The sequence below is a fragment of the Fibrisoma montanum genome, assembly GCF_003583365.1.
Classification (GTDB): domain Bacteria; phylum Bacteroidota; class Bacteroidia; order Cytophagales; family Spirosomataceae; genus Fibrisoma; species Fibrisoma montanum.
This window is the reverse complement of record NZ_QXED01000018.1, coordinates 78,274-88,882: the sequence shown is the minus strand read 5'-3', so window position 1 is coordinate 88,882 and position 10,609 is coordinate 78,274. Positions and strand designations below refer to the sequence as shown.

Below are 10,609 nucleotides of genomic sequence, written 5' to 3'. Positions count from 1 at the left end.
CGAAGCGGTGATGGCGCTCACCTTTTGTGACAGTATCCTTGTCCCAATTCGCCTTGGCGACTCCGACGTACTATCCGCTTTCGAGTTTATCAAGGCAGCTAAAAAGATGGGTGACATTCGCCGGGAACGGGGGTTCGACTTTAACATCTTCGGGGTTCAGAACTTCCGGCAACCCAACCTGCGCGAAAACAACGACATAAACCGGTATGCCGAAATGCTCGACATTACCATCTTTGACAATGCTCTACCTAACCGGGCCGACTTCATGCGCGTAGGAACCATCGACTGCCCATCCGATTATTCGAGCATTGCCGAGGTATACAAAGCGTTCTATCAGGAATTTAAACAGCGATACCAAATCACGTAAGTCATGGCAAAAAATAAACGCCCCTTCTCCTCGTTTTTGGAGAATCCAGATACCAACAAAGCGGTACAGGAAGCCCTACACGCCCCTGCTCAGTTACCAGGCCAGGAAGCTGCACCGGAGCCACCTGCCGTTGAAACTGCTCCTCAACCGGTAGCCGAGGTAAAAAAAGAAAGGGATGAAGAAGGCTACCAGGTCATTACCATCCGTCGGTCGGTACATCGGCTACTGAAAATGGCTTCGGTGCATTATGGCATAGAAATCAGGGAGATAGCTTCCGAAGCTCTTGCCGCTGATCCGCGAGTTCAGAATATGGTCGCTTTACTCGAAAAAAATAAACTATAATTTGTCTCTGAATAGGGACGTTTTTAGGTTTTGTGTTTTAGATTTGTACTCAAGATGATGCTCGAAACAGCCGCATACTTGGGTACAAGTCTTTTTTTTGGCCTATTAGTCTTGTTTTCCTATCGGAACTATAAGAAATCTAACCAGCCAATACAAAAGCCAATAACGGTGCCACTACGGACAGACCGAACGTCATTGTTAGAAGGTCAACGGAAGGCAGTAGCTGACCGACGAAACCGACTAAAAAGCGAACCGGAGTCCAAACCGCCCGAACGGGTGAAACCACCTGAAGAAACCCGGCCCGCTCCGGCTTCTGAAGAGCCAATCGAAAGTGGCTTTGGTGAAGACTTAGGTTCAGCGTTGACGCTGGACAAAAATTCGACAACTACTGAGACAGTAAAGCGTAGCCGGAGTGCCGGTCAATCGAGGTTTGCAGCCTTGCAGGATGCGGCCGACCAGTTTAAGGATATATACAACCGTAACAGTCAGCTATGATGAAAAAGTACCTCTCCCGTCCGCCCTTGTCTTAACGGACAATTCCAATTCCTAAAACTTGGGTGTGGTTGCCATCAGCCGCACTACCAACGAGTTAGACGTATATACCTATACGTAAGGGAAAGCCATGCCTCAAAATGAGGCTTTTAGAACAGCATCAAACAACCAATTACATAACCTAAAACAAATCGCTTACGATGAAAAAGTCGGTAATCTTTACGACTACGGCACTATTGTGCCTTGTATCAATGAATCTGCTGGCCCAGCCGGGTAGCAGCGGGCAAGTTTCGCAGGCCCTGACGGGCTATTACAACACTATCGTTACCATTGGTAACGTCATCTTTGGTATCCTGATGGTCATTGGTGTAGTGAAGGTGGTTTCGGCCTTCATCAGTAACTCGCCGAACTCGGTTAGAAATCTGCTGTACCTCGTCGTTGGAGCTATCATCTGGTTCGGGTTCAACCTGATCGTCAACGACGTACAAACAACGTCGGGCGGTTCGACGGGCGGCTATACCTTGACGCGATAGGTATGAAAGTGCAAAAATCCTTGGAGAAGCCGACGCGGATTCTAGGAATGCGGATGCAGGAACTGGGGCTGTACGTCTGTCTGCTTATCGGGCTGATTACGTTGGCTTCGCTGGCACGGACTATCGTCCCGGTTCCCCGCGCTGTGTATGCGGTCATTCTCATTCTGCTGGTACTGTCTTGGCTGGTGCTTCGATGGGGTGAACGACATAAGCACCCCTCCTTTCTGATTTCAATGATTTCTTGGGCCTGGCTTCAACCAAAGCGGGTCAATCACGTAACCATCAAATTTCGTGGCAAAGACGGTCAATTACGACGCAATATTTCCCGTCTTCAGCATCGAAGATAACCGCGATGGCGGGGCGGTCGCTGTGCTGAAAGATGGACGGATAGCTATTGGCTATCGGTTCGAGGGGGTCGAAGCTGAAAGCATTACGAGCGGGGAGTATGATGCGCTGGGGTCGGCCTTCTACCGAGCTACCCGGACGTTACCGATTGGTACAGTCATTCAGCGGATGGATGCGTACTATACCGAACGTCACCGGATGCCGAAGGGTGTAAAGGAGCAAACAAACGCGCCGTTTACACAACAGCAACATGGGCATTTGCAGGAGCGGTCAGTACTGCACCACGCGGCCTATCTGTTCATTTCGTTTGGCAATGAGCGGCAACCGCGCACGAATGCGGCCAACACACTCTGGGCACGGCTGGGCCTGCCGATGCTCAAAGACCCGTTCGAGGGTATAGACGCACTGGTCGAGCGTGCTGAACGGGCGGCTGAGGAATTTACACAGAGTATTTCACTGGGGCGGCTTCGCCTTACCCGCCTGGATAGCGAAGGATTGGAAAATCTGTATTTCCAGTACTTCAATCTGGAATTCAACCGGCAACCAACGACCCTGAATCGTTCCGTACAGCCTGACGCAACCTTCGTGGGCTTGGGCGAAAAGAAGATTAACATTCTGACCATGACGGGTCAGCCTTCGGTCATCTACAACACCCAACCAGCCCGGACAGGTGTCGATGCTCCGTTCGTGTCGAATCTGGCATTGGACCTGCAAGTACCGCATCTGCTGATAACGAGCTTCCTAATCGAGGATACCGAAAAGGTAATTGGCTCTTTGGAGTTCGAGCAGAAAATCAACCGCAACCTTGATTTCCTGATGACCCACGAGAACAAGATCAAGATGCTCGAACTGGAGGACTACATCGACGGATTGCGGACGGACAACAAAAGCCTGATCAGCGTCAATCTGTCGCTCGTGGTCTGGAGCACTGATAACAAATTACGAGAAGGACTGGTGCAGCGGGGTATTGCTTCTTTCCGGGCGATGGGTGGGGCCGACGTATTTGTCGAGACGATGGACACGACGAACCTGTTCTTTGCGCTGGCTCCAGGCAATGGCTATCAGAATTATCGCTGGCTGTTAATGTCGGGCGATAACGCGGCCTGTTACCTCAACTGCGCGACGAACTACCGCACGGCCAATCAGGGCGAACTTTTATCTGACCGCTATGGGAATCCAATATTGGTCAACCTGTTCAATACTGATTTAAACAATCAGAATAGCGTCGTGGTAGGGCCAACGGGTTCGGGTAAGTCGTTCACGATGGGCTATTTTATGCTGCAACGGTATGAAGCCGGGCGCAGGCAGATCATCATCGACGTGGGCGGTACGTACTACTCACTCATGACAGCCCTCGGTGGTCGCTACTACCAATACGACCCCCAGAACCCAATCAAGTTCAACCCGTTCGGGATTTTAGTGAACAGTGCTGGCCAGTACGTGCCGGATGGTGACAAGATCAACTTTCTGTCCACGCTGCTGGCTATCATCTGGAAAGGCTACAAACGTCCGGTGCGTCAGGCTGAACGGTCGGTGCTGGTTCGGTTGATTCCGATGTACTACGAGTGGTATAACACCCGGATTGAACGCGACCCCGGCAACCCGCCGACACCGGTGCCGAGTCTGGTCGGTTTCTATGACTTTTTGTACCAATACCTGAAAGAAAATGAAAGCACTGAAGAGTTGGTTCGTTGGAACAAAGCGTTTGATTTTGCCGAATTCTTCACCTGTCTGGAACCGTTCGTAGTGGGTCATTATCGCGACGTGCTGGATGCTGGGGAGAATGAAGACATCAGCGGCTACCGGCTCGTCTGCTTCGATATGGCCCGAATCAAAGACAATGAATTACTGAAATCGGTGGTCACGATGCTGATTACCGAACTGTCGTTAGATGTGATTCGTCGCTATCCGAAAGATGTGAAGTACCTCTATATGGATGAAGCCTGGTCAATGCTTTCGGAAGGGATGGGCGACTTCGTGGAAATGATGTACCGGACGATTCGGAAGAACAATGGGTCGATGTGCATCATTACGCAGGGGGTTAAGGAAATCGAAGATTCGGCAGTCGGTCCGGTGATTGTGGCCAACGCGGATACCAAAATCATCCTTAACCATCAGGACACCAAACAGCTTGACCGTGTATCGGCAGTGCTGGGCTTCACCAAGCATGAGTTGGACAAGATGCGCTCGATCCGGGTGTCGAAGACCTGGCGGGAAATATTCATCCGGCAGGGCGAATATGGTAAGGTCTATCGGCTCGAAGCAGCTCCGAACATCTACCCACTGCTGACCTCGAAGCCCGCCGAACGCGAATACCTGCGCGACCTCACCCAGGAATATCGGGGCAACATTGTGTACGCGGTTAGGCAGTTCAACGAAGACAGGGCGGCTGGCATCATCTAAACCCTTTTACGTATGAATGAAACCTCGTTTGGCTTCCTGATGGCCAATAACGGCGACCTGATCCGTACCAAAGTATTGGGGCTGGCGGCTGCGCTCATGCTCATCAATTTCCTTTGGGCATTGGGCCGAACGTTTCTGGTATCGTCAGATTTGACGACTGATTACACGCCGGTCATTCGGGCAATCATCCTGACCATTGTACTGACGCTTTACAGCGACCTCCTGTCTATTGCCACCGGCATGATTGATTATGTGGCGAGTTTGTTTTCGCCGAAAGACCCACAAGAGGTGCTGGCTTCGCTCAAAGCGATGACCGCTAAAGTGGATGGGGCCTTCACAACGGCTAATTCCAACCTCTGGAAAGATTTCGACCTGAAATGGGACACCGATCAGATGAAGAAAGACATCGACATTGTGTTGGGCGTAATGAGCAATTCAATGGAGATGGTCATTCTAAAGCTGGTACGGTTAGTGGCTGAGGGACTGACGCTGCTGGTTCGGGCATTCGTGGCTAAGATGCAGGTTTTGGTCGTCGTCTTTCTGGCGATCACCGGCCCAATTGCCATCCTAATCTCGATGATTCCCGGCTTTCAGGGTGCAATGGCCTATTGGTTTCGTAACCTGCTCCATGCCAAGTTCTGGGCGATGACCATCGGTGTACTTGACAATATCGTCAATTTCTACGTGGATAATCTCGTGGATTCGCACATCGACAACATGATGAACAACGCCACGCTCGAACAGCGATTCGGAGCCATCTTCAATTTAGTCGTCGTGCATTACTGCGTCATGGGTGCCTATTTAGCCACGCCCTTCTTGACCAATACGTTTATCGGGGGCATTACCTCGGCGGGTGGTCTGGCAGGCTGGGCAGCTAACAAAGGGGCCAATCTGCCGGGCGAAGCCATGCGGACGGGACAATCTATGAGCCGGAACAGTTCGAGCGGCAACAATTCACGTTCTGGCAACTCGACCAATAATACCAGCAAGGCCAGTACTGAAAAAACGGCGAAGAACACATCTCGGGCCGAACGGGAAGAAAGCTACGAAGCCCGCGTCGGCCGTCAGGCAGAACCAGAACCAAGCTACGATGCACCGGCCCTGAATGAAGGCCAGCGGAGAGCCGATGATGACCGTTACGATGACTATTCTTTTGTTTAAACCATGATGCAGCAAGCAAACAACGTTACAACCCTAATCAAATCCTTAAAATTCATTTGCTTAGGACTGATTATGGCACTGGCTCTGAGCAACGTCGCCTGGCTGTACGCCTACGTGCGGGAAACAAGCCAGAACGCTGAACGGGTCTATGTGACCACCGATAACGGAACCACCTCGGCTATTGCAGCCGGTCAGGTACAACCTACTCAATACGAGGCCCGGAACTTAGTGCGGTCGTTCATGGACCTGATGTTTCAGCACGATGCCAGCACCTTCCGCGAACGGGTCAATCACGGTATGAAGCTGGTTGATCACAACGATGGACGCGCTATCTACGAAACATTCAAGCGTGGGCAGGTGCTCGAAAACTACCACCGGTATAATTCGCACACCAACTGGACGTGCGATTCAGTATCGGTCGATATGAGCGTCGAGCCGTACCGGGGCATCGTGTGGGGAGCGCAGGAAGTGGTTTATGACAACCAGATTGCTGTACAGCCCGTTGCTGCCCGGTTCACACTATCGCGCCAACTCCGATCAGACATTAACCCTTACGGTCTGCTGATCGACGGGTTCAACTTTATCGAATACCGTCGTCCGGCTCCCGATGGCTCCCGCTCAAATAAGTAGCATATCCTTAGCAACATTTACGATGAAAAAGCACTTCATTCCCCTACTATTGGCGTTCGGGCTTTCCCGACTCAGCCATGCACAAACTTACCTGCCTGATACGATCCGGGTAAACCGCCTGACGACGACCTATCTTATTTTCCCCTCGAAAGTCGCTTTGGTGGACATCAGCCCGGAGTATCTGGTAAAGATCGAATCTGGCAACATCGTGTTTATCCGGCCCCGATTAACGTCGGCCCGTAAGTCGCCATTCTTTGTTCGGACGGATAACGGCACATACCTCGGCTATCTGAGCGTATCAGGTAAAACACCTCCGGCCTTTGTCGAAGTCGCTAAGTTGCTTAACCCGCCGACCCCTAAACCGGGTAGTGGTGGTACAGCCATAGCCGGGCAGTCCATTCAGCGTACTGCGCCCGCTACTCAAATAGCCTTTCCTTACAATGGGCCGTTACTCGCATCTCTGAACCCGCTAACGGGCGTGACTTCACCCGTTGAGGACCGCCCAACTGTGGTAAATGTACCTGTAAGCACTGTCAAAAATGCGTTGCAGGTGCGAATGGACTCGCTACTGAGTGGCTCCGCTACGCATCATGACCGGGAGCGAAACAGCGGGATTTCGGTCAAATTGACCCACCTGATGCACGACTCGACGAACACGTACATTCAACTAACAGTGAACAACAAAACGGCCATGCCGTTCCTGCTCGATCAGGTTAGTTTCTGGTATCAGCACCAGGCCAAAAAGCGCAAGGGGGCTTACCTCGACGGGGAAACCTACCCGATGGAACCTGTATTCGAGACGATACCGGAACGAATCGAAGCGGGTCAGGAAACACGACTACGGTTCTTACTGCCCCAATTTGCCCCACAGAGCCGCAGCCGGTTCGTTATCAATGTCCGCGAGAAAACCGGCACCCGAAATGTCACACTGAGCCTACCAATGCGCGAGGTATTGTACGCCCGGCGCAAAGCCACTCCGCACCGAAATCCACTTTTTAAGGGACGTTTTTTTGAGACAGAATCCATCCTGACCCTGCTACGAAAATGAGCAAAAAGAAGAAACCAGAAGCCCGCTTAGACGACGATGCTTTCGGCGCTTTCGGCCAGGCCGACGCTCCGGCCGATCAGTTTGGCAATGAACATCCTGCGGCATTGACAGGCAATGAACCTGCCGAAGAAATTGATGAGGTCGATGAAGAATACGACGAATTAGGCGATGATGATTCAGATGAATTAGCATCGACACAACAGGATTCGGCATCGGGCAAAGCTGACTTATCGAAGCGCAAGCGGTTCGTTATCGGAGTGTTGGTAGGGCTAATAGCCGTATTGGGCATCGTCGGTCTCCTCTGGAAAATGACGATCTCGACTAATGGTTTTAAGGCTCCAGTACCTACCGAGCCAATCGACGTAGCCGAACGGGAAAGCAACCGGAAAAACCAGCCCACCGATTACGCCGATGAAGAACAGATGCGGACGATGAACTACGATGGTGTAAACAATATATATGGCCTCGCTCTCAAACAACAGCAAGCCAATCGGATGTCGAAAGATTCGGTTCATCAGAATCCATCCGTTCAGCGTGAGTTGAACCGCTCTCAGCAATTAACGCGGCAGTCAGGCAATCGGCGAAACACATCGGGTAGTTCTTACGGTGCTGCGCCAAAGCGTCGCTACCAAACCGATTCGTATGGCTCTGACTACTCGGGCCGTTCATCGGCTTATGGCGATCCGTATCATGCCAACCCTACGCGGGAGGACTTGCTACTACGGGCGGGCTTCAACACCGTAAAGGCAGAAGGTAATAACAACAACTCATATGCCGGGCAGCAGACATTGCCGCCCCCGTCGCTGGCCACCGTTGAGTTAGAGGATAACGAGCCGATACCGGGCGTGGTCAGTGGAGACCAAACCATCATGAATGGAACGCGGGTAATGTTCCGAACGCTGGCCGATGCCAAAATCCGTGACCGCTTCGCTCCTAAAGGCTCAATTTTGGTGGGTTTCGCGCAGGTCGGCAGCAACCGGGCCATATTCAACATCACCACCCTACGACTCAGTACGGGTGAAGCCGTACCGGTGCGGCTGCGGGCGTTAGACCCGGATATGAACGAGGGATTAGCCCTACAATCAGATAAACCCTCTCGGCAGCAAGTCGATCAGGCTACCGGTAGTGCCATGAGTCAGGCAGCGAGTCAAGCCGCCTGGTCTGCGGGCTACTCGATCAATCAGGCAACCCGTGTACCAGTGGCCGGCAATGCACTGGCATCGCTTGGCGCGGGTCTGGCTTCGGCGGCAACGACGGGCCGACGAAGGGAGGTGCGTCAGAAACTGAATTTACAGGATGGTTTTAAAGTGTTTTTTGTCCCAGTCAAATGAAAAAGACAATTCTTCTAACCCTGCTGGCCATTCTGCTGATCGTGCCGGTGCCGGGCAATAGCCAGGTCGAAACCATCATCAATCTGGGGCTATCACTGCTGGGTCTCAAAGGCGGTAAAGACCCTTATGCCAAAGCGCGTTTACTGGAATTGAAAAAGATTCTGGACAAGAACAAAAAGCAACTCGGCAAACTGGCTCGGATTGATGAAAGCAGCCAGGGCACCGAACTCTACACACAGGCACAGTTGGAGATTGCCCGGAGTGTCGAAGACCTGATGCGCTCGGTATCGGAACTGAAAGCAATCCGGTCGCGAGACGGGCAAATCAAATTCAACGACCTGGTTGTCTTCAACCAGATTCAGCAGGAAGTGAATCAGTATCTGAGCGGCTACGTACCCGCCCTGTTTCTGCAACAGTTGGAAAAGCAGATCGCCGACGGTGCAGCCCGTAACTATCCGTTAGCTCAGGACAACGGCGGTCAGATTTACGATATGTTCTTCGGTAAGTCGGGCCTCGATGCCCGGCAACCCGCCAACCTGACCGACCTCGGCACGGCGCGGGGTGAGGAAGCCCAACACCTGCTGCAATTCCAGACGGCCGCGCAGAAAAAGAAAATCGTCCAATCGTTACTGTATTACAAACTGGCCGACGAACTCTACGCGCAATCGGTTACGTTGAATAACGCCCTGAACGATGAGCAGAACGGCACAGCCATCGACATCGCCCGCCGACTACGGCAAACGGTGTTACAGCGTATGACCGAATCCAGCATTCAGCAGTTGATCGCCGACCCGCCCAACATCGGCTCCGGCTTTGATCTGATGTCACTCGGTGATCTGAGCAGTTTCCCCGCTGAAATGCAGAGTCAGCTTCAGAGCATGATCGAACAGGTGAACAACGACGCGCAAAGTTTCCTGTCAAGCATGGACGGTGCGTTTCAAAGTACACCGATGTTCAACCCAAACTCACCTGATATGGGCTATTTCGCCGATCAGGCTGCCCCTCGCGGTCTGCGCCTGAGTACTGGAGAACGGGCATCGCTGCAAAAATCCGCGATGGACATGGCCTCGCAATCGGTCGAATACCGGCAGAAGGGCGATAAACTGATGGAAGAAGCATTAGAGAAAACACCGCTACAACAGGTGCTGGAGATGAAACGAGCACGCTCATATATGCAGGAATCGTACCGGTACTTAGACCTCTCGCTGTAAGATGAAAGACAATAACAACGATCAGTTTCCGCCTGTCAGCCCAAATGGAACCGGACCAACGAACCGGACAAAACGGAACGGCTCGACGCGCCCGGCTGAGGGGACAACGCAAGAAGCAGAGCGTCCGAAACAATCACGACCGACCGGGAACACCAACCAACGTAGCACCGACGAACGCACTCGACCGGCTGCAATACCTGAACAGAAAGAGGACCTGAAACCAGCTCAGATTCTATCTGCAAAGGTTTCGGCTTATATCGCCAAATATCCATTCCAGACCATCGGTGGGCTGCTGGCGGTGCTGCTGGTCGTCGTGCTGTTCAAGACATTTTACCAGGGCAAGAATTGGAAAGCAAAGCGCATGGCTGAGGAAGCCTTCTTCGTGGCCAACCAGTACGCCCGGAACAACGGCACTAACCTCCACCCTTATCTTTCTCGGGCGTTCCGTAAAGAAGTTCGTCAGTTGCCGGGCCTGCTGCCCCTCTCGATGCAAACCGCCACATACGGTGGCACCATTACCGGTGCCGAATCAGTGGGCCTGCGCGAAGTCACCCCCGATTCAGTCGTCATTGAGGTAGCCTTGCGCTACGAGAATGGAAGGGAAGAAAAACGCTATCAGCCGCTGGTGTACGAGAAAGAGCAATGGCGATTAGGGTTGACTTATTCGAGGTAAAAAATGGCCGACAAACTAATTTGTCGGCTATTTTTGTATAATTATCAGATGTTTAGTGATCAATTGCTAATCG

Annotated in this window: 11 protein-coding genes; all 11 read left to right on the top strand. The window is 52.2% G+C overall.

The window, feature by feature from the left end; translation table 11 throughout:
• On the top strand, positions 1-367 hold a 367-nt coding region (locus DYU11_RS32175; RefSeq protein ID WP_374756015.1), incomplete at its 5' end, for a ParA family protein.
• 3 nt (positions 368-370) lie between these two features.
• The gene (locus tag DYU11_RS32170; RefSeq protein ID WP_119671855.1) at positions 371-709 is read left to right on the top strand and encodes a hypothetical protein; all 339 of its coding nucleotides are present in this window, start codon (positions 371-373) and stop codon (positions 707-709) included.
• A 276-nt stretch (positions 710-985) separates the two neighbouring features.
• Positions 986-1,204: a hypothetical protein gene (locus DYU11_RS33760; RefSeq protein ID WP_229366167.1), complete on the top strand. Its 219-nt coding sequence runs from the start codon at positions 986-988 to the stop codon at positions 1,202-1,204.
• Between the two features lie 197 nt (positions 1,205-1,401).
• Positions 1,402-1,734, top strand: coding sequence for a hypothetical protein (locus tag DYU11_RS32160; protein WP_119671854.1), 333 nt, complete (start codon positions 1,402-1,404; stop codon positions 1,732-1,734).
• Positions 1,735-2,025: 291 nt separating this feature from the next.
• Complete coding sequence (locus tag DYU11_RS32150; RefSeq protein ID WP_229366165.1) at positions 2,026-4,482, top strand: TraG family conjugative transposon ATPase; 2,457 nt, start codon at positions 2,026-2,028, stop codon at positions 4,480-4,482.
• Positions 4,483-4,494: 12 nt separating this feature from the next.
• Positions 4,495-5,643: a TraJ family protein gene (locus DYU11_RS32145; protein WP_119671853.1), complete on the top strand. Its 1,149-nt coding sequence runs from the start codon at positions 4,495-4,497 to the stop codon at positions 5,641-5,643.
• A 72-nt stretch (positions 5,644-5,715) separates the two neighbouring features.
• Complete coding sequence (locus DYU11_RS32140; protein WP_229366162.1) at positions 5,716-6,273, top strand: hypothetical protein; 558 nt, start codon at positions 5,716-5,718, stop codon at positions 6,271-6,273.
• A 22-nt stretch (positions 6,274-6,295) separates the two neighbouring features.
• On the top strand, positions 6,296-7,321 hold the full coding sequence (locus DYU11_RS32135) for a DUF4138 domain-containing protein (RefSeq protein WP_119671851.1): 1,026 nt from the start codon (positions 6,296-6,298) through the stop codon (positions 7,319-7,321).
• Positions 7,318-8,652 carry a conjugative transposon protein TraM gene (gene traM / locus DYU11_RS32130; RefSeq protein WP_119671850.1) on the top strand — a complete coding sequence of 445 codons (1,335 nt, stop codon included), beginning with the start codon at positions 7,318-7,320 and terminating at the stop codon, positions 8,650-8,652. Before DYU11_RS32135 ends, traM begins: the two co-directional genes overlap by 4 nt.
• Complete coding sequence (locus DYU11_RS32125; protein ID WP_119671849.1) at positions 8,649-9,863, top strand: hypothetical protein; 1,215 nt, start codon at positions 8,649-8,651, stop codon at positions 9,861-9,863. Before traM ends, DYU11_RS32125 begins: the two co-directional genes overlap by 4 nt.
• A 1-nt stretch (position 9,864) precedes the next feature.
• Entirely contained in the window at positions 9,865-10,536 is a 672-nt protein-coding gene (locus DYU11_RS32120) for a hypothetical protein (protein ID WP_119671848.1), read from the top strand.
• Positions 10,537-10,609 lie beyond the last annotated feature (73 nt).

Coding starts and splice junctions, on each gene's coding strand:
- DYU11_RS32145 (WP_119671853.1), top strand. CDS start 4,495: ATGAATGAAACCTCGTTTGGCTTCCTGATGGCCAATAACGGCGACCTG.
- DYU11_RS32120 (WP_119671848.1), top strand. CDS start 9,865: ATGAAAGACAATAACAACGATCAGTTTCCGCCTGTCAGCCCAAATGGA.
- DYU11_RS32135 (WP_119671851.1), top strand. CDS start 6,296: ATGAAAAAGCACTTCATTCCCCTACTATTGGCGTTCGGGCTTTCCCGA.
- DYU11_RS32140 (WP_229366162.1), top strand. CDS start 5,716: ATGGCACTGGCTCTGAGCAACGTCGCCTGGCTGTACGCCTACGTGCGG.
- DYU11_RS32125 (WP_119671849.1), top strand. CDS start 8,649: ATGAAAAAGACAATTCTTCTAACCCTGCTGGCCATTCTGCTGATCGTG.
- DYU11_RS32160 (WP_119671854.1), top strand. CDS start 1,402: ATGAAAAAGTCGGTAATCTTTACGACTACGGCACTATTGTGCCTTGTA.
- traM (WP_119671850.1), top strand. CDS start 7,318: ATGAGCAAAAAGAAGAAACCAGAAGCCCGCTTAGACGACGATGCTTTC.
- DYU11_RS32170 (WP_119671855.1), top strand. CDS start 371: ATGGCAAAAAATAAACGCCCCTTCTCCTCGTTTTTGGAGAATCCAGAT.